Source organism: Stenotrophomonas sp. YJH_SMC_69 (assembly GCF_059370495.1).
This window is the reverse complement of record NZ_JCAFTS010000003.1, coordinates 394,587-418,376: the sequence shown is the minus strand read 5'-3', so window position 1 is coordinate 418,376 and position 23,790 is coordinate 394,587. Positions and strand designations below refer to the sequence as shown.

Annotated in this window: 22 protein-coding genes; 13 read left to right on the top strand and 9 right to left on the bottom strand. The window is 66.8% G+C overall.

Annotated features, from left to right (window positions below):
* Positions 1–11: 11 nt before the first annotated feature.
* The 6 genes from AC5P8F_RS07505 to AC5P8F_RS07480 all read right to left on the bottom strand — a co-directional run bounded on the left by AC5P8F_RS07505 (position 12) and on the right by AC5P8F_RS07480 (position 6,099).
* The gene (locus tag AC5P8F_RS07505) at positions 12–2,090 is read right to left on the bottom strand and encodes an acyltransferase family protein (protein ID WP_346601777.1); all 2,079 of its coding nucleotides are present in this window, start codon (positions 2,088–2,090) and stop codon (positions 12–14) included.
* 48 nt (positions 2,091–2,138) lie between these two features.
* Positions 2,139–2,819, bottom strand: coding sequence for a DUF2058 domain-containing protein (locus AC5P8F_RS07500; RefSeq protein WP_049408561.1), 681 nt, complete (start codon positions 2,817–2,819; stop codon positions 2,139–2,141).
* 10 nt (positions 2,820–2,829) lie between these two features.
* Positions 2,830–3,072, bottom strand: a complete 243-nt coding sequence (locus tag AC5P8F_RS07495) for a SlyX family protein (RefSeq protein ID WP_005410256.1) — start codon at positions 3,070–3,072, stop codon at positions 2,830–2,832.
* Entirely contained in the window at positions 3,065–4,414 is a 1,350-nt protein-coding gene (locus tag AC5P8F_RS07490; protein WP_495227819.1) for a UDP-glucose dehydrogenase family protein, read from the bottom strand. The genes AC5P8F_RS07495 and AC5P8F_RS07490 overlap by 8 nt, the downstream gene beginning before the upstream one ends.
* A gap of 23 nt (positions 4,415–4,437) precedes the next feature.
* The gene (locus AC5P8F_RS07485; RefSeq protein ID WP_495227817.1) at positions 4,438–5,415 is read right to left on the bottom strand and encodes an FKBP-type peptidyl-prolyl cis-trans isomerase; all 978 of its coding nucleotides are present in this window, start codon (positions 5,413–5,415) and stop codon (positions 4,438–4,440) included.
* Between the two features lie 96 nt (positions 5,416–5,511).
* Positions 5,512–6,099, bottom strand: a complete 588-nt coding sequence (locus AC5P8F_RS07480) for a glutathione peroxidase (protein ID WP_014647689.1) — start codon at positions 6,097–6,099, stop codon at positions 5,512–5,514.
* Positions 6,100–6,464: 365 nt separating this feature from the next.
* Here AC5P8F_RS07480 and AC5P8F_RS07475 point away from each other — a divergent pair, with 365 nt between their 5' ends.
* The 7 genes from AC5P8F_RS07475 (at position 6,465) to AC5P8F_RS07445 (ending at position 11,044) form a co-directional block, all read left to right on the top strand.
* The gene (locus tag AC5P8F_RS07475) at positions 6,465–6,701 is read left to right on the top strand and encodes a hypothetical protein (protein ID WP_014647690.1); all 237 of its coding nucleotides are present in this window, start codon (positions 6,465–6,467) and stop codon (positions 6,699–6,701) included.
* A 2-nt stretch (positions 6,702–6,703) separates the two neighbouring features.
* Positions 6,704–7,063, top strand: a complete 360-nt coding sequence (locus AC5P8F_RS07470) for a GntR family transcriptional regulator (protein WP_005410261.1) — start codon at positions 6,704–6,706, stop codon at positions 7,061–7,063.
* Positions 7,063–7,938: an ABC transporter ATP-binding protein gene (locus tag AC5P8F_RS07465; RefSeq protein ID WP_014647691.1), complete on the top strand. Its 876-nt coding sequence runs from the start codon at positions 7,063–7,065 to the stop codon at positions 7,936–7,938. Before AC5P8F_RS07470 ends, AC5P8F_RS07465 begins: the two co-directional genes overlap by 1 nt.
* On the top strand, positions 7,935–8,963 hold the full coding sequence (locus tag AC5P8F_RS07460; protein WP_046431579.1) for an ABC-2 transporter permease: 1,029 nt from the start codon (positions 7,935–7,937) through the stop codon (positions 8,961–8,963). The genes AC5P8F_RS07465 and AC5P8F_RS07460 overlap by 4 nt, the downstream gene beginning before the upstream one ends.
* 25 nt (positions 8,964–8,988) lie before the next feature.
* Entirely contained in the window at positions 8,989–9,876 is an 888-nt protein-coding gene (locus tag AC5P8F_RS07455; protein ID WP_014647693.1) for a GIN domain-containing protein, read from the top strand.
* Between the two features lie 30 nt (positions 9,877–9,906).
* Complete coding sequence (locus tag AC5P8F_RS07450; protein WP_346601780.1) at positions 9,907–10,512, top strand: YggN family protein; 606 nt, start codon at positions 9,907–9,909, stop codon at positions 10,510–10,512.
* Positions 10,513–10,618: 106 nt separating this feature from the next.
* Complete coding sequence (locus AC5P8F_RS07445; protein WP_014647695.1) at positions 10,619–11,044, top strand: hypothetical protein; 426 nt, start codon at positions 10,619–10,621, stop codon at positions 11,042–11,044.
* 105 nt (positions 11,045–11,149) lie between these two features.
* On the opposite strand, the gene AC5P8F_RS07440 is transcribed toward AC5P8F_RS07445, so the two are convergent.
* Positions 11,150–12,577: a class II fumarate hydratase gene (locus AC5P8F_RS07440; RefSeq protein WP_032962093.1), complete on the bottom strand. Its 1,428-nt coding sequence runs from the start codon at positions 12,575–12,577 to the stop codon at positions 11,150–11,152.
* A gap of 292 nt (positions 12,578–12,869) precedes the next feature.
* Here AC5P8F_RS07440 and purB point away from each other — a divergent pair, with 292 nt between their 5' ends.
* The 6 genes from purB to lpdA all read left to right on the top strand — a co-directional run bounded on the left by purB (position 12,870) and on the right by lpdA (position 23,069).
* Positions 12,870–14,237, top strand: a complete 1,368-nt coding sequence (gene purB, locus AC5P8F_RS07435) for an adenylosuccinate lyase (protein ID WP_111207021.1) — start codon at positions 12,870–12,872, stop codon at positions 14,235–14,237.
* 752 nt (positions 14,238–14,989) lie between these two features.
* On the top strand, positions 14,990–16,402 hold the full coding sequence (locus tag AC5P8F_RS07430) for a ribosomal protein uL16 3-hydroxylase (RefSeq protein WP_346601782.1): 1,413 nt from the start codon (positions 14,990–14,992) through the stop codon (positions 16,400–16,402).
* A gap of 9 nt (positions 16,403–16,411) precedes the next feature.
* A complete protein-coding gene (locus AC5P8F_RS07425) occupies positions 16,412–17,308 on the top strand; it encodes a GNAT family N-acetyltransferase (protein ID WP_049442447.1) in 897 nt (298 codons plus the stop codon).
* A gap of 186 nt (positions 17,309–17,494) precedes the next feature.
* The gene (locus tag AC5P8F_RS07420; protein WP_014647701.1) at positions 17,495–20,326 is read left to right on the top strand and encodes a 2-oxoglutarate dehydrogenase E1 component; all 2,832 of its coding nucleotides are present in this window, start codon (positions 17,495–17,497) and stop codon (positions 20,324–20,326) included.
* Positions 20,327–20,366: 40 nt separating this feature from the next.
* Positions 20,367–21,569, top strand: coding sequence for a dihydrolipoyllysine-residue succinyltransferase (sucB, locus tag AC5P8F_RS07415; RefSeq protein ID WP_014647702.1), 1,203 nt, complete (start codon positions 20,367–20,369; stop codon positions 21,567–21,569).
* Between the two features lie 63 nt (positions 21,570–21,632).
* The gene (gene lpdA / locus AC5P8F_RS07410; RefSeq protein ID WP_014647703.1) at positions 21,633–23,069 is read left to right on the top strand and encodes a dihydrolipoyl dehydrogenase; all 1,437 of its coding nucleotides are present in this window, start codon (positions 21,633–21,635) and stop codon (positions 23,067–23,069) included.
* A gap of 148 nt (positions 23,070–23,217) precedes the next feature.
* Here the strand turns inward: lpdA and AC5P8F_RS07405 are convergent, their stop codons facing one another.
* Positions 23,218–23,466, bottom strand: a complete 249-nt coding sequence (locus AC5P8F_RS07405) for a hypothetical protein (RefSeq protein ID WP_049442445.1) — start codon at positions 23,464–23,466, stop codon at positions 23,218–23,220.
* Positions 23,463–23,675, bottom strand: a complete 213-nt coding sequence (locus AC5P8F_RS07400) for a hypothetical protein (RefSeq protein ID WP_014647705.1) — start codon at positions 23,673–23,675, stop codon at positions 23,463–23,465. Before AC5P8F_RS07400 ends, AC5P8F_RS07405 begins: the two co-directional genes overlap by 4 nt.
* Between the last annotated feature and the right edge of the window lie 115 nt (positions 23,676–23,790).

Below are 23,790 nucleotides of genomic sequence, written 5' to 3'. Positions count from 1 at the left end.
CCCTGCCCGGCTCAGCGCTGCAACAGAACCTGTTGCAGCGAGGGCAGCAGCACCCGATTGCCATGCGCACTGAGATGATCGCCATCGAAGAACAGCGGCCGCCCATCGCGCTGGGCTGGACATAACGCGTCGTCGCACAGCACCGGCATCGGGTCCCACAGCACGCCACCTGGCAGTCCATCGACCACCTGCTGCAGGCTGCCCAGCATGGGTGCCCGCAACGTTTCCATCGCGACGCGCGTGCTGTCCAGGCCGTTGCGGCAGACCTCGTTGCGGGCATTGAAGCGGTCCGAGCAGCGATAGGGCGGCGCTGGCAGCACTGGCTTGGGCGCCTCCAGCACGATGCGTACGCCACGCTCGGCCAGGGGTCTCCACTGCGCGACCGCCTCGGCCACTTCGGCGTCGCGTCCTGCCGCGGCCTCTGCCGTCAGTTCGCCCGCCAGCTGCGCCTGCGCATCGAACAGCACGAACTGATCGGAAAGGCGTGGCACGCGCAACGACACCAGCACCACGGCATCCCCCGGCTGCGCGCGCCGCGCGATATCGGCGAACACCGCGGCGTCGAAATCAGCGCAACCGGCACCGGCACCGCGCCACTTCTGCAGGCTCACCTGCGGGCATCCGCCGCGGCCATAGAGGGAGACCGCCGAGCCGGTTTCCAGGGCCAGTCGCTGCAGCAGCTCGATGTAGGCCATCGCATGCGAATCACCAGCAACGAACACCCGCTTCGGCGCGCCAACCGGTAGCGGGCGGTCGCAGTCTCCACGCGCAAAGGTGCGCGCACTACCGCCTTCGAAACGATGCTTGGCGACCACCAGTGCACACTCGGGATAGTCACCGGCCACGCTCTTGCCATTGGGGTACCAATCGGTCGGATGCCGGCTGACCGTACTCAACGACAGCCGCGGCGCCTGCAGGTAGAGCACTGTCTGGATGCCGGCGGCGCACAGCAGTACGACCGCGCCGGCCAGCACCCAACGCCCGGGACGCAGACGCTGCGCCAACGTGCCGCGGAACGGCTGTTCCACCCAGCGCCACGACAGCCATGACAGCAGCAGCACCAACGCCATCGCGGCGGTCATCTGCAAGGGTGTCTGCAGGCCCACGGTCCAGCGCATCAGCACGAACACCGGCCAGTGCCACAGGTACAGCGAGTACGACAGCAGGCCGATACGGCGCATCGGGGCGCTGGCCAACAGGCGCGCCACCCATGCCTGCGGATGATGATGCAGCGCCCACAGCAGGCCCGCGGTGGCGAAGGCCGGCAGCACGCCGTCAGGCCACGGTGACCGCCCGGCACGCGCGGACCACAACGCCCACCCCAGCAGGCCCAGCGCCACCATGGCCAGCAGGGAGAACACCGGCGCGGCGCGCTTCAGTGCCTGGCCGGTTGCCGGGTCCAGCGATTCGCGCACATGCAGCAGCTGGAACAGCAGCACGCCCACCCCCAGTTGCCAGAGGCGGGTGCTGGTGGCATAGAACGCCCACGATGGCGGCGCCTCGCGCAGACCCAGCACCGCCGCATGCAGCAGCGACGCCATGCTGACCAGGGCGAACAGGCCCAGGCTGATCCAGCGCCCGCGTGCACCGCGCGCCCAAGCCAGGAACAGCAGCGGGAACAGCAGGTAGAACTGCTCTTCCACGCCCAGCGACCAGGTGTGGGTGTAGGGATTGAATTCGGCCCTGGGTGCGAAATAGTCGTTGCCGATCGCTGCCAGCACCCAGTTGCTGAAGCCGAAGAACGCCATCAGTCCGGTCCTGTCACTGGCTTCGCTGAGCCAGGACTCGGGAATGAACAGCACGCTTGCCACGGCAGTCAGCAACAGGCAGGCCAACAGCGCCGGCGCGATGCGACGGATGCGGCGCGCATAGAAGCGCAGCATCGACTGCCCCAGCGACAGCGACAGCGGCGGCAGCCGGTGTACCGACGCGCTGACCACGAAACCGGAGATGACGAAGAACACATCCACGCCGGTGAACCCGCCTGGCAACCAGGCCGGGTCCAGGTGGAACACGATGACGGCCAGCACAGCGATCGCGCGCAGGCCGTCAATGTGCGGCACGTAGCCACGGCTTGGATCAGCGGTCATCCCTTCCCCCACGGCCGCGACGGCAGCGCGCCCGCGGCGGTCACGCGTTTACCAGACCAGGTCGTCCGGCACCTGGTACTGCGGGTCCGCGTACGGATCTTCCTCGGCCGGCGCATTCGGATCGACCTTCAGCGCCACCGATGCGGCGAACACCGCCTCGCACTGCGCCAGCACCTCGGCGGTCACCAGCAGGTAGCGGCCATTGAGCTGGACCACACCCAGCTCACCGGCGTTGAGCGCGGTCAGCTGTTCGGCGGTCACATAGATGCGCTTGATCTTGCCGCCGTAGGGGAAGTGGCGGGCAATGTCCGCCGCTTCGGCATTCAGGCCCTTGTCCTTCAGCAGTTCTTCCAGCTTGGCCTTGGCCTCGCGGCGCACACGCGCCTCTTCCTGCTTCAGGCGCTCGGTTTCGATGCGCTCTTCCTTTTCCTTCTGCGCGCGGATGGCGTAGGCCTTGGCCAGGTCCATCTCTTCTGCGCTGCGCGGCTTGCGCGGGCCCTGCTGGCCCGGGCCACGCGACTGGCCGGGCTTGCCCGGGCCGCCATGGCCAGGACCGCGACGCTGGCCAGGCTTGTGCTCGCCCTTGCCAGCGCCCTGCGGCTTTCCATTGCCGTTGCCACCCTTGCCCTGCGGGCGGCCATCACGGCGGGGGCCATCATTCTTGCGCTCTGGCTTGGGCGCAGGCTTGAAGCCCAGGCCCATCAGCTGGTCGCGGAGGGTATCGCTCATAGGATTCGGATCAGTAGTGCGGCGGCGGCGGTTCGCTCGCCGGATCGGAAGAATTCAGCGCGTTGCGGACCTTGCCCAGATCTTCCAGCAGCACGCGCAGCACGTCGGCGTTGCGCATGCCCTGCATGCGGGCATCGGCCAGCGCATCGCTCAGTTCGGCCAGCGCCTGTTCCTGGAAGGACACGCGCATTTCCAGTTCGACCAGGCGCGCTTCCAGCGCCTGCTCGCGTTCGGTTGGCAGCAGATCAGACATGCAGCGAGCGCCCCCGGCCAATGCCGTAATACGCCAGGCCCGCTGCTTCCACGTCCGCCGGCTCGTACAGGTTGCGGCCGTCGAACACCACCGCGTCCTTCAACTGCTCGCGCAGCGTCTGGAAATCGGGGCTGCGGAACTGCTTCCACTCGGTCACCACGACCAGTGCATCGGCGCCCTGCAGCGCCTCGCTGGCATTGCTGCAGAACACCAGGTCATCGCGTTCACCGAAGATGCGCTGCGCCTCATGCATCGCTTCCGGATCGTAGGCACGCACCGTCGCACCGCCTTCCCACAGTTGCGCCAGCAGGCGTCGGCTGGAGGCTTCGCGCATGTCGTCGGTGTTTGGCTTGAATGCCAGGCCCCACACGGCGAAGGTCTTGCCACGCACGCCTTCGTCCTCGCCCTTGTCGTAATGGCGCTGGACCAGGGCGAACAGATGGCCCTTCTGCGCATCGTTGACCGCTTCCACGGCGTTCAGCAGTTTAGGCTCCAGGCCGGCCTGCTGCGCGGTGCGGGCCAGCGCCTGCACATCCTTGGGGAAGCACGAGCCACCATAGCCGGCGCCCGGGTAGATGAAATGCCAGCCGATGCGCGGATCCGAGCCGATGCCCTGGCGGACCTGCTCCACATCGGCGCCGACACGTTCGGCGATGTTGGCGATTTCGTTCATGAACGAGATCTTGGTCGCCAGCATCGCGTTGGCGGCGTACTTGGTCAGCTCGGCCGAACGCACGTCCATTTCCACCACGCGGTCGTGGTTGCGGTTGAACGGTGCATACAGGCGCCGCATCACCGCCACCGACTCGGCGCTGGTCGCACCGATGATGATGCGATCCGGACGCATGCAGTCGGCAACGGCGTCGCCTTCCTTCAGGAATTCCGGGTTGGACACCACGTCGAAGGCGATGTCGGCGCCACGTGCCGCCAGCTCTGCGGCAATGGCGGCACGGACCTTGTCGGCGGTGCCCACCGGCACCGTCGACTTGTTGACCACCACGGTCGGCACGCTCATGTGCTGGCCGATGGTGCGGGCCACGGCCAGCACGTACTGCAGATCAGCGCTGCCATCCTCGTCCGGCGGCGTGCCGACGGCGATGAACACGACCTGGCCGTGGCCGATCGCGGCTGCGGCATCGGTGGTGAACGTCAGCCGCAACGCGGCGTGATTGGCCTTCACCATCGGTTCCAGGCCCGGCTCATAGATCGGGATGATGCCCTGGTTGAGGCCATCGACCTTGGCCTGGTCGATATCGACGCAGACCACCTGGTGGCCGACATCGGCCAAGCAGGTACCGGTCACCAGCCCTACGTAACCGGTACCGAAAATCGCAACGCGCATGTCCGTGCTGGCTCCGTGGTCGCTTACGGCAGGACGCCCAGCAGCTCGACGTCGAACGTCAGAGTCGCGTTCGGGCCGATCGGGCCACCCGGGGTGCCGTTCTCACCGTAGGCGAGCTCGCCCGGGATCCAGAAGCGGTACTTCGAACCGACCGGCATCAGCGCGACGCCTTCGGTCCAGCCCTTGATCACCTGGTCCAGGCCGAACTCGGCCGGCTGGCGACCATAGGAGCTGTCGAACACGGTGCCGTTGAGCAGCTTGCCTTCGTAGTTCACGCGCACCTTGCTGCTCGGCAGCGGACGCTCGCCGCTGCCCGGGCGGATGACCTGGTACTGCAGGCCCGACGGGGTGGTTACCACGCCCGGCTGGGTCTTGTTCTTGGCCAGGAACGCATTGCCTTCCTCGCGGTTGGTCTGCGCGGAAGCGGCGGCCTTGGCCTGCATTTCGGCCTGCTTGCTGCCCATGAACGCCTGGATGGTGGCGGTCGCGTCAGCTTCCGTCATCTTCGGCTGACCCTTGCTCAGGCCGGTGCTGATCGCGTCAAACAGCGAGGCGACGTCGATGTCGTCCTTCAGCTGTGCCAGCGACGGGCCGACCGAGTAGGAACCGATCATCTGCGACACCTTGACGCGGTCGACCTTCGGCGGCTGCGAACCCGGCGCCATGCCCGGCACCTGCTGCCCGCTGCGGGCCATCACGACCTGACGCAGTGCGGCATCGGTGGCCTTGGCCTGTTCCTGGGTGATCTGCGGCTGCAGGCCTTCGAACGAACGTTCCACGGCGGTGCGCAGCGCGGCCACATCGATCTCATCGGCGATCGGGGTGAACGACTTGGCGACGTCCAGGCCGATGGCGTAGCCGAGCTTCTGCTTGGGGGAATTCAAGGTTGCGGTCTCCTTGGCGGCTGCGGGGGCAGCCGGTTGTTGCGACAGAGCGACACCCGAAGTGCCCATCGCCAGAATCAGAACCGACGCCGCGGCGCCGCGCATTCCCATCTTCATTCGCTGCATTCCTGGAAGTGTCTGGGCGCCGACGTCGGCGCGAAAAGAAGCATTGTCGCACGCATGCCGTCGATGTCGAGGCATCCGTGCCGGATATCAATGCGTAGGAGCGACGGCCAGCGCCTTGTCGATGGCGGCGGTCAGCTGTGGATCGTCCGGCGTCACCTTGCTGGCGAACTGGGCGATGACCTTGCCATCGCGGCCGACCAGATATTTGTGGAAGTTCCAGCCCGGCGCCACGCCGGTGGCTGCGGTCAACCGCTGGTACAGCGGCGTGGCCTCCGCACCGACGACGTGCACCTTCTCGAACATCGGGAACTTGACGCCATAGGTAAGCGTGCAGAAATCCTGGATCTGCTTCTCGTCACCCGGTTCCTGGCCCTTGAAATCGTTGGACGGGAAACCCAGCACGGCAAAGCCGCGGCCGGCATAACGCTTCTGCAGCGCCTCCAGGCCTTCGTACTGGGGGGTATAGCCGCACTTGCTTGCGGTATTGACCACCAGCAGCACCTGCCCGTGGTAGCGCTGCTGCAGGTTGACCTGCTGCTTGCTGGCCAGCGGGCGATAGTCCAGGTCCAGCAGATCGGCCGCCAGCACATGGGCGGAACCGGCCAGGCCGGCCACCAGCAGGGTCAACAGGGACAGGCCGCGCAGTCGGCGCGGAACAACGGTCGGCAGGGGCATCGAGAGCAGTCCGCGGTAGCCATTCACAGGGCCGGCCGATAGCGGCCGGGAATCGGCCGAACTATAGCACCGGGCTCCGTTGCCCCTTGTTGCGGCGGGCGCCGGCGGCTTTGCGCGGCGTGGCCTTTCCCGGGAGGACCCACCCTCAACGGCGCAGGGATGACATAGCATGGGCAACGCTGAATGGAAGGCAGGGCGTGATCGGCCCGCACGACAATTCCGTTTCCCTTTTCAATCAAGGGGATAAGGGGATATTTCAGCGGTTTGACCACCCCTGCCATCAGTTGGGCACGGCAAGGGGTTGCACGTGGGCGTGCCGGTGTTATAGTTGCATACAACACCAGTCACCTGAGACAGGGGGAGCCATGAACGCCCGGATCCGTCGCAACCTCACCGCACCCGCGGCCGCTGCCGTTTCGACCCTGATCGTGCTGGCCTGGCTGGCCATGCCAACCGCTCCCGCCTCCGCCGACAGTGCGCAGGATGCATCCGTTTCGCCGGCCGGGAACGCCGATCCCTCCCCCTCTCCCCCGCGTCGGCTGCACAGCTCCCTGTCCATGCCGTATTTCTCGTTCGCACAGCCGCTGACCCCACGGAGCTGAATATGAGCGACATCCAGTGGAGCGACGGCGCTCCCATCTACCGTCAGTTGAAGGAGCGCGTGATCGCCATGATGCTCGACGGAATCCTCAAGCCGGGCGATGCCCTGCCTTCGGTGCGCCAGGTGGCCGCCGACTACCAGCTCAACCCCATCACCGTTTCGCGCGCTTACCAGGAACTGGCCGATGAAGGCCTGGTCGAGAAGCGCCGCGGCCTGGGCATGTTCATGACCGAGCAGGCGGCCACGCAGCTGCGCAGCAGCGAGCGCGAGCGCTTTCTCAACGAAGAATGGCCGGCGGTGCTGGAGCGCATCCAGCGCCTGGGCCTGAGCCTCGACGAATTGCTGCCCCAGGGGAAAGTCTGATGAATAGCACCGCAAGTGAACCGGTCATCACCGCCCGAGGCCTGCGCAAGGCCTACAAGACCACCGTGGCCCTCGACAATGCCAGCTTCAGCATTCCGAGCGGGCGCATCGTCGGCCTGATCGGGCCCAACGGCGCCGGCAAGACCACCGCGCTGAAGGCCATCCTCGGCCTGACCTCGGTGGAAGGTGAGTTGAGCGTGCTCGGCCGCGACCCGCGGCAGCACCGCGACGCGCTGATGAACGACATCTGCTTCATTGCCGACGTCGCCGTGCTGCCGCGCTGGCTGAAGGTCCGTGAAGCGATCGATTTCGTCGCCGGTGTCCATCCGCGCTTCGACCGTGCCCGCTGCGAGCGTTTCCTGGCCAACACCAAGCTGCAGCCGAAGCAGCGCGTGCGCGAACTGTCCAAGGGCATGATCGTGCAGCTGCACCTGGCGCTGGTGATGGCCATCGATGCGCGCATCCTGGTGCTGGACGAGCCCACCCTGGGCCTGGACATCCTGTACCGCAAGGAGTTCTACCAGCGCCTGCTGGAAGATTATTTCGACGAACAGAAGACCATCATCGTCACCACCCACCAGGTGGAGGAGATCGAGCACATCCTCAGCGACGTCATGTTCATCCGTGATGGTCGCATCGTGCTCGATGCAGAAATGGACGATGTCGGCCAGCGCTACACCGAGCTTCTGGTCAACGCCGACCAGCTGGAGACCGCGCGTGCGCTGAAGCCGATCGACGAGCGCAGCCTGACGTTCGGCAAGACCGTAATGCTGTTCGACGGTGTGCCGCGCACCCAGCTCTCCACCCTTGGCGAGACCCGCAGCCCGGGCCTGGCCGATCTGTTCGTCGCCATCATGAAGGGGACCTACGCATGACTGCCGTCAACCACCCCGTCAGCCCGATGGGCACCCTGCGCTGGCTGCTCAAGCGCGAGTACTGGGAGAACCGTGGCGGTTTCCTGTATGCGCCGCTGATCGCCGGCCTGATCTCGCTGGTGATGAGCACCGTCGGCATCGCCTTCGGCCTGTTTGCACTGAACCGTGCAGCACGCAACGGCGCACTGCATGTCGACGGCGAGAGCGTGAACATCAACGGCCTGGACCTGGCCCTGCTGACCCGCGACATCAGCGCCAAGGACCTGGCCGACCTCGGCAACGGCCTCGACCTGACCCTGGTGCTCAGCTCGGCCTGGCCGTTCCTGGTGCTGGCCTTCGTGGTGTTCTTCTACTGCCTGGGCGCCCTGTACGACGACCGTCGCGACCGCAGCATCCTGTTCTGGAAGTCGCTGCCGCTGTCGGACACCCAGACCGTGCTGTCCAAGGTGATCAGCGCACTGGTGGTGGCCCCGCTGATCGCGGTGATCGCCGGCATCATCACCATGTTCGGCTTCATGCTGGTGATCAGCATCGTCGCGCTGATGCACGGTGGCAGCCCGATGACCCTGATCTGGGGTCCGGCCAGCCCGTTGACCCTGGCCGCCGGTCACCTGGCCTGGATTCCGGTCTACGCCCTGTGGGCCCTGCCCACCGCCGGCTGGCTGCTGCTGTGCTCGGCCTGGGCCCGTACCAAACCGTTCCTGTGGGCGGTGATGCTGCCGCTGTTCGCCGGCGTCATTGTCAGCACCACCAAGGTGATGCCGTTGATCGGCCTGACCACCGGCTGGTTCTGGCAGAACATCGTTGGCCGACTGCTGCTGGGCGGCGTGCCGGGCACCGACCTGGTGTATCGCCTCAGCGCCGAGGAAGGCACGCGTCGCGATCTCGAATCGGTGGTCAGCCTGATGTCCCCGGCCTCGCAGCTGAAGTCGCTGGCGATGCCGGAACTATGGATCGGTGCCGCCGTCGGTGTCGTGTTCATCGTCCTCGCCATCCGCCTGCGCAAGCGCGCCGGCGAGATCTGATTCCATCCACCCGGAGGCACCACCCATGCGTTCCCTGCTCGCCTGTTCTGCGTTGTTGCTGTTGCCTCTGTCGGCGCTGGCCGCCGATGCTCCGAACTGCAAGTTCACCGCCGCCCGCACGCTGAAGCTGGATGTGGCCGGCGCCAAGGCGGTGGTGCTGGAGGTGAACCAGCATGACCTGAAGGTCGTCGCCAGCAAGGGCGGTGGCCAGCTCGATGGCCGCGCCTGCGCCTCCAGCCAGGAATGGCTGGACCAGCTGGTACTGGAGCAGCGCAGGGAAGGCGACAAGCTGGTCGTCAGCCTGCGCCGCGACGGCCGCCACAGCGGCATCAGCCTGGGCAACAGCTATGCGTGGCTCGACATCCGCGGCAGCGTGCCCGACAACCTGCCCCTGCAGCTCAAGGTCGGCTCCGGCGATGCCAGCGTGGACAACGCCCAATCGCTGAGCGTGGACGTCGGCTCGGGCGACGCGATCGTTCGCGGCACCCGCGGCAGCATCCACGCAGCGGTGGGTTCGGGTGACCTGGACATCGACGGTGGCGGCTCGCTGAACCTGCTGTCGCTCGGCTCCGGCGACGTCAAGGCGCGCAACATCGGCGGCGATGCGGTCACCGGCACCGTCGGCTCCGGTGACCTGAAGATCAGCGATGTCCGCGGCAACGCCCGGCTGGACACGGTCGGTTCCGGCGACATCGGGTTCAAGCGCGTGCAAGGCAACGTCGAGGTCGGCGTGGTCGGCTCGGGCGATGTCGATCTGTCCGACATCGGCGGCAACGTGCACGTGCGCAGCCATGGTTCGGGCGACATCCAGGTCGACGGCGTGCGCGGCAGCCTGACCGTCGACCACAGCGGCAGCGGCGATGTCGGCCACCGCAACGTCGGCGGCACGGTCACCCTGCCCCGCAACAAGTAACCGCCACCGGACCAATTCGAGGGAGTTGCCATGAACCTGCTGCGCCTGCTGCCTACCATCCTGCTGTGCCTGCCGCTGATCGCCTGCGGCGGCACTTCTTCCACGCCCGACAAGACCGTCGGCAAAAGCGTCGCCGAAGCCACCAGCGGCGTCGGCCAGACCGTCAAGGAGGCCATGGTTGATGCCCGCAAGGACATCACCCAGGGCAACATCAACATCTCCGCCGACAAGCAGCCGCGTGCGGAGATCACGCCGGATGGCCACCTGCTGATCGACGGCAAGGACGTGCCGGCCAACGAGGCCCAGCGACAGCGGTTGCTGGAGTACCGCGGCCACGTCGTCGCCATTGCGATGGACGGCATGGATGTCGGCCTGGCCGGCGCCAAGCTCGGCGCCAGCGCTGCCGGAGAGGCACTGAAGGGCATCTTCAGCGGCGACAGCGAAGGCATCGAGAAGCGGATCAACGCCGAGGCCGAGAAGATCGAAGCCCAGGCCAAGCGCATCTGCAACCGCTTGCCGGCGATGCTGGCCAGCCAGCAGGCACTGGCGCGCGAGCTGCCGGCGTTCAAGCCCTACGCAACGATGGACCAGAGTGACGTCGACGACTGCGGCAAGGACACCGTGGTCAAGCGCTAGGCCTGTGACAGATCATCGCACCCGGCCGGCAGCGGCGCCCCGCTGCCGGCCGTCGTGCGCCGGCCGGCTTACAATGGCGGCCCCGGAGGCCCCCCAACCGAATGCCATGAAGAAGTTGTTCCTGCTGCTGGCCGCCCTGCTCTGCCTGGGCCTGGTCGGCTGTGACAAGGATTACCGCAACCACCGCGCCGAGCGCGGCAAGCCAAAGATCTCCGTCAGCGAAGGCATGGTCACTGTGCGTCGCCCGCCGGCGCCGAACATCATCATCCTCGGCGATGGTTCGATGAAGGTGGACGAGATCCAGATTCCGCTGGACGAGGCACAGAAGCAGATGCTGCAGACCATGTTCGGCAAGCTGCAGGTGCTGCGCCAGAACACCCTGGTCGCCGCCCCGGCCGATCCCAACATGCAGCCGGTGAAGATCCAGCCGCCGGAAGGCATGGAAGTGATCCCGGCCGACCTGGTCCAGCGCATCCCCGAGTTCAAGGACTACACCGACACCTTCGGCAACATCGTCGCCGACCGTCGCTGAAAAAACGCCGCCCCCTGGGCGGCGTTTCCTCTTGTAGAACCGAGCCCATGCTCGGCCCAGGTCCAGGGAGCAGCCGGCCATGGGCTCGGCCCTACGACCGGCAGATCAACCGCCGCCGCCACCGCCCCCCGCGTGGATGCCACCGGCAGTCAGTGCGGCCGGGTCCAGCAGGCGGCGCAGCTCGGCTTCATCCAGGCCGCTGTCCTCCAGCGCGACATCCAGCACCGGACGCTGCTCCTTGTAGGCACGCTTGGCAATCGCCGCCGCCTTCTCGTAGCCGATGATCGGGTTCAGCGCGGTGACCAGGATCGGGTTGCGCGCCAATGCTTCGGCAACGCGATCCTCACGCACCTTCAGCCCGGCAATCGCGCTGTCGGCCAGCAGGCGCGACACATTGGCCAGCAGGCCAATGCCATCCAGCAGGTTCACCGCGATCAGCGGCAGGGTGACATTGAGCTGGAAGTTGCCGGTCTGCCCGGCCACGGTGATCGCGGTGTGGTGGCCGATCACCTGCGCGCAGGCCATCACCGTCGCTTCCGGAATCACCGGGTTGACCTTGCCCGGCATGATCGAGCTGCCCGGCTGCAGCGCCGGCAGTTCGATCTCGCCCAGCCCGGCCAGCGGACCGGCGTTCATCCAGCGAAGATCGTTGGCGATCTTGATCAGCGCCACCGCCAGTGCATTGAGCTGGCCCGACAGTTCCACCGCGTCATCCTGCGCGGCCAGGCCCTCGAACTTGTTCTCGGCGCTGTCGAACTTGAACCCGGTCTGCTGCTTCAACGCCTTGGCCACCTGCGCGCCGAAGCGCGGGTCGGCATTGATGCCGGTACCGATGGCGGTGCCGCCCAGCGGCAGCCGGCGCACACGCTTGAGGCTGTCTTCGATGCGTTCCTGTGCCGAGGCCAGCTGTGCCGACCATGCGCCGAACTCCTGCTCGAAGGTCAGCGGCATCGCATCCATCAGGTGCGTGCGGCCGGTCTTGACCACCTTGCGCAGGCTGCGGCCCTTCTTGTCGAGGGTCTTGCGCAGGTGCACCAGCGCCGGCAGCAGCTGCTCATGTGCCGCCAGTACCGCCGATACGCGCAACGCGGTCGGGATCACGTCATTGGAGCTCTGCCCCTGGTTGACGTGGTCATTGGGGTGCACCGCGGTCTTGCCCGCCTTGCCGGCACGGTTGGCCAGGGTGGCGATGACCTCGTTGGCATTCATGTTCGAGGACGTGCCAGAACCGGTCTGGTAGACGTCGATCGGGAACTGCGCGTCCCAGGTGCCGGCGGCCACTTCGGCGGCAGCGGTCTGGATGGCCTTGGCCACGTTCTTGGGCAGATGGCCCAGCTCGGCGTTGACGCCAGCGGCAGCGCCCTTGACCAGGCCCAGGGCACGGATGAAACCGCGCGGCATGCGCTGGCCCGACACCGGGAAATTCTGCACGGCACGCTGGGTCTGCGCGCCCCAGAGGGCGTCGGCAGGCACCTGCAGCTCGCCCATGCTGTCGTGTTCGATTCTGAAACCCTTGCTTGCAGCTCTGCTCATTGCATCAACTCCGCACTACTTCAGTTGGGGAAAGGGAAGCGGCGGCTGGCAGGGTGTCGCTTCCCGGGCTGGCGGCTGCGCCAACGATACTCCCTTGCCCGCAGCGTGGGATGACGAGGACGGGCCAGATCGTTCCGTCCGCAGGGCCGTGTTGTAGAGCCGAGCCCATGCTCGGCTGCCCGCGGGGCGCCGGATTCTCCGAAGCAGCCGAGCGTGGGCTCGGCTCTACAGGGCACGCCCCGCCGGCACGTCGTAGAATATCGGCCCCGCCGCTCGTCCCAGCCCTGCCGACATGTCCGATTCCGCCCTGCTCGCCCTGTCCCCGCTCGATGGCCGCTATGCCGGCAAGGTCGACGCCCTGCGCCCGATCTTCTCCGAGTACGGCCTGATCAAGGCCCGCATCACGGTCGAGGTGGAATGGCTGCTGGCCCTGGCCGCCGAGCCGGGCATCGTCGAACTGGCTCCGTTCTCCGACGCTGCCATCGCCCGCCTGCGCGCGCTGGCCGCCAGCTTCAGCCCGGCCCAGGCCGCGCGCGTGAAGGAGATCGAGCGCACCACCAACCATGACGTCAAGGCGGTGGAGTACTTCATCAAGGAACAGCTGAAGGACGACGCCGAGCTGGCCCCGGCGCTGGAATTCGTGCATTTCGCCTGCACCAGCGAAGACATCAACAACCTCAGCTACGGCCTGATGCTGGAACAGGCGCGCCGCGAGGTGCTGTTGCCGACCCTGGACGGCATCGCCAGCACCCTGCGCACCCTGGCCCACGCCGAGGCTGGCCAGCCGATGCTGTCGCGCACCCACGGCCAGACCGCCTCGCCGACCACCCTGGGCAAGGAGCTGGCCAACGTAGTCGCGCGCCTGGAGCGCCAGCGCCGGCAGATTGCCGCGGTCGAACTGACCGGCAAGATCAACGGCGCGGTGGGCAACTACAACGCCCACATCGCCAGCTACCCGGACGTGGACTGGCCAGCCTTCGCCGAGCGCTTCGTGACCGGCCTGGGCCTGGTGTTCAACCCGTACACCACGCAGATCGAGCCGCACGACAACATCGCCGAGATCGGTGATGCCGCACGCCGCGCCAACATCATCCTGATCGACCTGGCCCGTGACATCTGGGGCTACGTTTCGCTGGGCTACTTCAAGCAGCGCCTGAAGGAAGGCGAAGTTGGTTCGTCGACGATGCCGCACAAGGTCAACCCGATCGATTTCGAGAATGCGGAAGGCAACTTCGGCATCGCCAACGCGCTGTTCGAGCACTTCAGCGCGAAGCTGCCGATCAGCCGCTGGCAGCGTGACCTGACCGATTCCACCGTGCTGCGTGCGCTGGGCACCGCGTTCGGCCACAGCCAGGTGGCACTGGATTCGCTGGCCAAGGGCCTGGGCAAGCTGGAAGTGAACCCGCAGCGCCTGGACGCCGATCTGGACGCGGCCTGGGAAGTGCTGGCCGAGGCCGTGCAGACGGTGATGCGCCGCCACGGCCTGCCGAACCCGTACGAGCAGCTGAAGGCGCTGACCCGCGGCCAGGGCATCACCGCCGAGTCGATGCGTGCGTTCGTGCAGGGGCTGGAGCTGCCGACGGATGCGAAGCAGCGCCTGCTGGAGATGACCCCGGGCAGCTACACCGGCCTGGCTGAGTCGCTGGCGAAGAAGATTTAAGGGGATTCCTTTGCGGCGGCGGCCGCGGGCGCTGCCTGCGGCAGGCAACGGCAACGGCAACGGCAATAGCAACGTCAAGAGCGGCTCTGGATTGCTGCTAGCTGGGTGGGGCGGGAGGGGCCAGCGGGACACGCCGTGAACCCATCCATGGGGGCTCGATGGCGCCATCCATGGCGCCAACGGTCCCGCTGGCCCCTCCCGCCCCACCTCTGACAGTTTCCCGGTGACGGATCGAAGAGCATTGGGTTGTCGGACGGAATTTGAAAGAGGGACGCGGCTTCGCCGCGTCCGTCTTTGTTTGAGGGTCTTTTGTAGAGCCGAGCCCGTGCTCGGCTGCTTTTGGGCGTGGGCAACAGCAAGCCGAGCGTGGGCTCGGCTCTACAAGGGCATGAGCAAGCGCAGCGCGCGACCCGCTGTTGCCTTTGATCTTCTTCTTTCCATTCCGTGGCGGGCCGCGCAGGAAACTGTCAGGGGCCGGGCGGGTGGGCTGCGCGGGGGTGTCCGCCGCATGGATGCGGCGGCCAAGCTTACAGGGACGTACTTGCAGCGTCCCCCGCGCAGCCCACCCGCCCGGCCAAACCCGGCTTTTGCTTTCAGCGACCAACCCAGACCCCGCCACGAGGGGCTCCGCCGTTGGCCGGACACCCCGCGACAAACCACCGCACGTGCGCAATCCCGACGAACGGCGGACAATGGAACCCTTGGCGGCTCGCCACGCCGCCCCTCCCGCTTTCCGCTGCAAGGATTCCCCCATGGCCGCCCGCAAGTCCTCCGCCCCCCTGATCGAAGTCACCGCCCGCCCTGGCCAGCCGCTCGGCATGGCGCCGGCCACCTTCCTGCGCGACTTCTGGCAGAAGCGCCCGCTGCTGATCCGCAATGCCTTCCCGGATTTCCAGACCCCGGTACAGCCGGAAGACCTGGCCGGGCTGGCCTGCGAGGAAGGTGTGCTGGCGCGCCTGATCGAGCACGACAAGGCCCAGGACGGCTGGCGCGTGCGCACCGGCCCGTTCCAGGAAGACGTGTTCCCCGCCCTGCCCGACCACGACTGGACCCTGCTGGTGCAGGACGTGGACAAGTGGGACCCGGACGTGCGCGCCCTGATCGAGCACTTCAGCTTCCTGCCGCGCTGGCGCATGGATGACGTGATGATCAGCTTCGCCGCCACCGGCGGCTCGGTCGGCGCCCATGTCGATCAGTACGACGTGTTCCTGCTGCAGGCCCACGGCCACCGTCGCTGGCAGATCGATGCGAGCGAATCGATCAAGGGCAGGCAGCCGCCGCTGGGCTTCCGCCCGGACGTGGAGCTGAAACTGCTGAAGGTGTTCAAGCCCACCCACGACTGGGTGCTGGCGCCGGGCGACATGCTGTACCTGCCGCCGAACGTGCCGCACCACGGCGTCGCCGAAGACCCCTGCCTGACCTTCTCGTTCGGCATGCGTGCGCCGTCTTCTGCCGAGCTGATCAGCGACTATCTGGACACCCTGATCGCCGATGCCGATGAGAACATCCGCTACCAGGATGCCGACCTGAAGGTGCCGGCCGACCCGAACGAAATCGACACGGTGGCGATGGCGCGGGTGATCGCCGCCCTCAACGCCATCCGCATGAACGACCCGGACAAGCTGGGTGACTGGTTCGGCCGCTTCATCACCACCTACCGCGCCGCCGGCGAAGTGATGGCCCACCAGGCTGCGCCGGCCGCGGAGCAAGTGGTCGAAGCGCTGGCCTCGGGCATGCTGCTGCAGCGCCACCCGTGGGCCCGCCTGGCCTGGCGCCGGGCCAAGCGTGGCGCCAGCCTGTATGTCAGCGGCCAGGACTTCGCGCTGCCGGTGAAGGACGCGCAGCGACTGGCCGGCGCCGAGCAGCTCGACGCCGCCGCCTATCGCGGCCTGTCCGACAAGGGCCGTGCCGTGGTCCAGCAGCTGCTGGTCGGGGGTGTGTTCCAGCTGATCGACCCGAATGAGGTGTACGAGGCCGAAGACGAGGAAGACAGCGAGGATGCCGTGGTGCTCGGCGAGGTCGTCGAAGGCCGCGACCGCGTCGAGGCGATCGACGTCGACGCGGTGTCCGACGATGTCCACTCCGTGACCGTGCACGACGACGGTATCGAGGTCATCGTCAACTTCGAGGACGACGACGAAGACGACAGCACCGGCCGGGCCTGAGCCATCGTCATGATCCGGGTCCAGCAGGTCAGCCACGCCGACGCCCACGTTGCCATCCACGACGTGCGCCAACGCGTGTTCGTGCAGGAACAGGGCATCGCCGCCGAGCTGGAACGCGATGCGCTGGACCCGGTCAGTGCCCATGTGCTGGCGCTGGACAGTGACGGCCAGCCGGTCGGCACCGGCAGGCTGGCTCCGGACGGCCGCATCGGCCGCATGGCCGTGCTGGCCACCCATCGCAGCAACGGGGTCGGCGAGGCCCTGCTGGCGGCCCTGGTCGAAGCCGGGCGCCGGCTCGGCCTGGCCGAACTGCACCTGCACGCCCAGCTGCCCGCGCGCGATTTCTATGCACGCCAGGGCTTCCTGCCCGAGGGCGAGGTGTTCGAGGAAGCCGGCATCGGACACCAGCAGATGCGCCGCCGGCTGGGCGTGGCCAGCGCCATCGACAGCCGCGCCGAGGCGGTGGCGATCACCACGGCCATCATCCACCGCGCCCGTCGCCAGCTGTGGCTGCACAGCCGCCAACTGGACCCGGGGCTGCTCGACGCGCCCCCGGTACAGTCCGCCCTGCGCCGCTTCGTCACCGCCCGCCACGACAAGCAGCTGCGGGTGATCGTGCACGACGCCGCCGCGATCGCGTCTGCCGGGTCGCCGCTGCTGGCGCTGGCCCAGCGCCTGCCCAGCGTGGTCCAGTTCCGCGAGGTCAGCGATCCGGTCGACCGCGCGCTGGCCTCGGCCTGCCTGCTCAACGATGCGGGCGACTTCTACTTTCGTCTGATCGGCCATCGCCTCGACGGCGAGGCCGGCATCGCGCTGCCAGCACGTTCGCAGCCGTTCGAGCAGCAATTGCAGCGTGTCTGGGACCGTTCGCGCGTCTGCAGCGAACTGCGTGCGCTCGGCATCTGAGTCGGCACAGCCGACCGAACCTGTCTGGAACCGGCATCGGCGGACGCGGGATACCTGTGGTGGTGCCCCTTCGTGTCCGGTTGGGGGTACAATTTGGCTGTTTGAACGCGCCCGCGCAGGCCTATTCATCTTCCTGCCGGGTCCTTCTGAAGCCATACCCCACAAAGCGAATCAACACCCTCCATCGTGGACAATCAACTGAAGCAGTTTGCGCAATCTTCGCAACTCGCCGGCGGCAACGCCTCCTATGTCGAGGACCTGTACGAGCAGTACCTGGTCTCCCCGGATAGTGTCGATCCCAAATGGAAAACCTACTTCGACGGCTTCAAGGGCCGCGAAGCAGGTGACATTCCGCACTCGGCCGTCATCTCCCACATTGCGGACGCGGCCAAGGATGCGCTGAAGGCCGGTACCGGTAACGGTGCAGGCGACGAGCGCGAGCGCAATGTCGGTCGTCTGATCACCGCCTACCGTTCGCGCGGCCACCTGGACGCCCGCCTCGATCCGCTGGGCCTGGCCGCACCGGTCAATACCCCGGATCTGGGCCTGCCGTTCCACAGCCTGTCCGATGCCGACCTCAACAGCGAGTTCAGCACCGGCGGCGTCGGCGGCCAGCCGCGCATGAAGCTGCGCGACCTGCTGGCACGCCTGAAGGCGACCTACACCGGCTCGATCGGTGCGGAGTTCATGCACATCTCCGAGGTCGAGCAGCGCCAGTGGATCTACAAGAAGCTGGAAGCCGCCGGTGGCAACTACCAGCTGGACGCTGACACCCAGCGCCGCACCCTGGAGCGCCTGACTGCGGCCGAGGGCCTGGAGCGCTACCTGCACACCAAGTACGTCGGCCAGAAGCGGTTCTCGCTGGAAGGCGGCGATTCGCTGATCCCGATGATGGACACCATCATCCGCAACGCCGGCAAGGATGGCGTCAAGGACGTGGTGATCGGCATGGCCCACCGTGGCCGCCTGAACGTGCTGGTCAACACCCTGGGCAAGAACCCGCGCAAGCTGTTCGACGAGTTCGAAGGCAAGTTCGAGCACGACGAGCACGCCTCGGCCGGCGACGTGAAGTACCACATGGGCTTCTCCGCCGACGTCGCCACCGATGGCGGCCCGGTGCACCTGGCGCTGGCGTTCAACCCGTCGCACCTGGAAATCGCCGACCCGGTCGTGGCCGGTTCCGTGCGTTCGCGCCAGGAGCGCCGCAAGGACACCGCGCGGAAGCAGGTCATGCCGATCCTGATCCACGGCGACGCGGCCTTCTCCGGCCAGGGCGTGGTCATGGAACTGTTCCAGATGTCGCAGGCCCGCGGCTTCGCCGTCGGCGGCACCGTGCACATCGTGGTCAACAACCAGGTCGGCTTCACCACCTCCAACCCGCTGGATACGCGTTCCACGCGCTATGCCACCGACGTGGCGAAGATGATCGCCGCGCCGGTGCTGCACGTGAACGGCGATGATCCGGAAGCAGTGGTGTTCGCCGCGCAGCTGGCCTTCGAGTTCCGCCAGACGTTCGCCAAGGACGTGGTCATCGACCTGATGTGCTACCGCCGCTGGGGCCACAACGAGGCCGACGAACCGGCGATCACCCAGCCGCTGATGTACCAGGTGATCCGCAAGCACCCGACCACCCGCGAGATGTACGCCGAGCAGCTGGAAAAGGCGGGCGTGATCGCCGCCGGCGCCGGCAAGGCGATGGTCGATGCCTACCGCGAGAAGCTGGACGCCGGTGAAGTGACCACCGAGCTGGCCAAGGTCGAGAAGACCCCGCCGAGCAGCCCGCTGTTCGTCGATTGGCCGAAGCTGCTGGAAGGCAAGCTGTCCGACCCGGTCTCGACCAAGGTCGAGAAGAACAAGCTGGTCGAGCTGGCCAAGCTGATCAACACCATTCCCGATGAAGTGCAGCTGCACTCGCGCGTGGCCAAGGTCTATGACGACCGCCGCAAGATGGCCGCCGGCGAGATCCCGGGCGACTGGGGCTTTGCCGAGAACCTGGCCTACGCCACCCTGCTCGACGAAGGCCATGCACTGCGCCTGGTCGGCCAGGACGTGGGCCGCGGTACGTTCACGCATCGCCACGCGATCCTGCACGACCAGAAGACCGACAACTACTACATGCCGCTGCGGCAGCTGGTGGATTCGCCGGAGAAGGCCACCGTCATCGATTCGCTGCTGAGCGAAGAAGCGGTGATGGCCTACGAGTACGGCTTCTCCACCACCGATCCGAACACGCTGTGCATCTGGGAAGGCCAGTTCGGCGACTTCGCCAACGGTGCCCAGGTGGTGATCGACCAGTTCATCGCCGCCGGTGAAGCCAAGTGGGGCCGCATTTCCGGCCTGACCCTGCTGCTGCCGCATGGCTATGAAGGGCAAGGCCCGGAACACAGCTCGGCGCGCCTGGAGCGCTTCCTGCAGCTGTGCGCGCTGGAGAACATGCTGGTGGTCGTGCCGTCGACCCCGGCCCAGGCCTTCCACATGCTGCGTCGCCAGCTGCACATGACCACCCGCAAGCCGCTGGTGGTGATGTCGCCGAAGTCGCTGCTGCGCCACAAGCTGGCCGTGTCGACCCTGGACGAGCTGGCCAACGGCGAGTTCCAGCACCTGATCGGCGACGCCAACGCAGACGCCAAGAAGGTCAAGCGCGTGGTGCTGTGCTCGGGCAAGGTCTATTACGACCTGCTGGAGGACCAGATCAAGCGTGGCCAGGACGACGTGGCGATCATCCGCGTGGAGCAGCTGTATCCGTTCCCGCGTGCGCTGCTGGCGGCCGAACTGAAGAAGTACGGCAAGGCCACCGACGTGGTGTGGACGCAGGAAGAACCGCAGAACCAGGGCGCGTGGTACCAGATCCGCCACCATCTGCAGTTCTGCCTGGCCGATGGCCAGAACCTGCACTACGCCGGTCGCGCACGTTCGGCCTCGCCGGCTGCCGGTCACATGGCTGACCACGTCCGCGAGCAGCAGCAGCTGATCGCCGACGCACTGGTCAACCCGTTCAACGACACGTTCGCTGAATAATCCTCCCCCTATTTAGAAGACAAACCAGGAAGCTCCCGCAATGGCCACCGAAGTCAAAGCCCCGGTACTGCCCGAATCCGTCGCCGACGGCACCATCGCCACCTGGCACAAGAAGGTGGGCGACGCCGTCAAGCGCGACGAAAACCTGCTTGACCTGGAAACCGACAAGGTCGTCCTGGAAGTGCCGTCGCCGGTCGACGGCGTGCTGAAGGAAATCAAGTTCGCCGAAGGCTCGACCGTGACCTCCAGCCAGGTCGTGGCGATCATCGAGGAAGGCGCCGTTGCAGCTGCTCCGGCACCGACCGCCGAGGCCGCTCCGGCCGCTGCTCCGGCCGCCGCCGCTCCGGCTCCGGCCGCTGCCGCTGCGCCGGCCCCGGCCGCCAAGTCGGCCGCCGATGCGCTGCCGCCGGGCGCCCGCTTCACCGCCATCACTGAAGGCGTGAACCCGGCCGATGTCGACGGCACCGGCCGTCGCGGCGCGGTCACCAAGGAAGACATCGTCAACTTCGCCCGCAACGGCGGCGCCGGCAAGGCCGGTGGCGCACGCCCGGAAGAGCGCGTGCCGATGACCCGCATCCGCAAGCGCATCGCCGAGCGCCTGATGGAGTCGAAGAACTCCACCGCGATGCTGACCACCTTCAACGAAGTCGACCTGTCCAAGGTGTCGGCGGCGCGCAAGGAACTGCAGGACGAGTTCGTCAAGGCACACGGCATCAAGCTGGGCTTCATGAGCTTCTTCGTGAAGGCCGCCGCCAACGCGCTGCAGCGCTTCCCGCTGGTCAACGCCTCGATCGACGGCGACGACATCATCTATCACGGCTACTCGGACATCTCGATCGCCGTCTCGACCGAGAAGGGCCTGGTCACGCCGGTGCTGCGCAACGTCGAGCGCATGTCGTTCGCCGACATCGAGAAGACCATCGCCGACTACGCCAAGAAGGCCCGTGACGGCAAGCTGGGCCTGGAAGAACTGCAGGGCGGCACCTTCACCGTGACCAACGGCGGCACCTTCGGTTCGCTGCTGTCGACCCCGATCATCAACCCGCCGCAGAGCGCCATCCTGGGCATGCACGCCATCAAGGAGCGTCCGATCGCCCAGAACGGCCAGGTCGTGATCGCGCCGATGATGTACCTGGCGCTGTCCTACGACCACCGCATCATCGACGGCAAGGACTCGGTGCAGTTCCTGGTGGACATCAAGAACCAGCTGGAAAACCCGGGCCGCATGCTGTTCGGCCTGTAAGACACCTCCCGCCCCTCCGCGCCTGCGCGGAGGGGTTCTGGTAATGCATCAAGGAATAATTCAATGGCTGAACAATTCGACGTCGTCGTCATCGGTGCCGGCCCGGCCGGTTACCACGCTGCCATCCGCGCGGCCCAGCTGGGCCTGAAGACCGCCTGCATCGATGCAGCGCTGGGCAAGGACGGCAAGCCGGCCCTCGGCGGCACCTGCCTGCGCGTGGGCTGCATCCCGTCCAAGGCGCTGCTGGATTCCTCGCGCCAGTTCTGGAACATGGGCCACATCTTTGGCGACCACGGCATCAGCTTCAAGGATGCCAAGATCGACGTCGAGGCGATGGTTGGCCGCAAGGACAAGATCGTCAAGCAGTTCACCGGCGGCATCGGCATGCTGTTCAAGGCCAACAAGGTCGCCGCCTACTACGGCTTCGGTGAACTGCAGCCGGGCAACGTGGTCAAGGTCACCCAGCATGACGGTTCCATCGTCGAGCTGAAGGGCACCAACGTCATCATCGCGGCCGGTTCGGATTCGATCGAACTGCCGTTCGCCAAGTTCGACGGCGAGACCATCGTCGACAACGTTGGCGGCCTGGACTTCACCGAAGTGCCGAACCGCCTGGCCGTGATCGGCGCCGGCGTGATCGGCCTGGAACTGGGCAGCGTGTGGAAGCGCCTGGGCGCTGAAGTCACCATCCTGGAAGCCATGCCGGAGTTCCTGGCGGCTGCCGATGCCGAAGTGGCCAAGGCGGCTGCCAAGGAATTCAAGAAGCAGGGCCTGGACATCAAGCTCAATGCCAAGGTCTCCAAGACCGAGATCACCGGCAAGGGCAAGAAGAAGGAAGTCATCGTCACCTACACCGACGCGGAAGGCGAAAAGACCCTGACCGTGGACAAGCTGCTGGTGGCCGTTGGCCGTCGCGCCGCCACCAAGGGCCTGCTGGCCGAAGGCACCGGCGTCAAGATCAACGAGCGCGGCCAGATCGAAGTCGATGCGCACTGCCACACCGGCGTCAACGGTGTGTGGGCAGTCGGCGACTGCGTGCGCGGCCCGATGCTGGCGCACAAGGGCTTCGAGGAAGGCATCGCGGTGGCTGAGCTGATCGCCGGCCTGCCGGGCCACGTCAACTTCGACACCATCCCGTGGGTCATCTACACCGAACCGGAACTGGCCTGGGTCGGCAAGACCGAAGCGCAGCTGAAGGCCGAAGGCATTCCGTACAAGGCCGGCAGCTTCCCGTTCGCCGCCAACGGCCGTGCCGTGGCGATGATCGAGCCGGCAGGCTTCGTGAAGATCCTGGCCCATGCCGAAACCGATCGCATCCTCGGCATGCACCTGGTCGGCGCCAACGTCTCCGAGCTGGTGCACGAAGGCGTGCTGACCATGGAGTTCAGCGGTTCGGCCGATGACCTGGCCCGCATCTGCCACGCCCACCCGTCGCTGTCGGAAGTGGTCCACGACGCGGCGATGGCGGTCAGCAAGCGCGCCATCCACAAGGCGAACTGATCGGCATCATGGTAGGTGCCGACCGTTGGTCGGCACTCACCTGCAGACGAAAAACCCCGCTTCGGCGGGGTTTTTTGTTGCCCGTTTCCCTGTAGCGCCGAGCCCACGCTCGGCTGCCCTGCAAAGGCCGCCGAGCATGGGCCCGGCCCTACACCTTTCCAGCAGGCTTCTTCGGTGGATCCTCACAGACCCTGTGCTGTACCACCGTATCGCCGGCCTTCCATTGCTTGACCACCCGGCAGCGCGCCTCGGCTTTCAGCGCAGGGACCGCCGCTGCATTGGCTTCGTCAGCCGCAGCGCTCTGCTCGCGCTCCAGCCATGCCGACGGGGGTACCGGGGGTGCGGCCAGCACCGGGCCTGGCAACAGGACCAGACCGGCCAGCAGCACCCTCCTCATGCGGGAACCGCCCGGCCGCCAAGCAACCGCGCCGGCAGCATGAACAGCGCGCGCAGGAAGGCGAACAACGCCGAGAAGGTGATGCCGACCAGGCGGAACGGCAGGCTCAGCAGCCACACGAACGGCCACGCGATCAGGGCGAGGATCGCCAGCGGCCAGCACAGCACGAACAGCAGGCACCACACACCGAGCGCGAACAGGGTCTTCATCACGGTCTCCTTGGGGCGGCACCCTGCCGCCTGCGGACACCTTGGCGCCCCGCCCTCGCCGCCGGCAAACGGTTTGCGACGAAACCGGGCTGGGGGCGATGAAATCCGGTGCAGG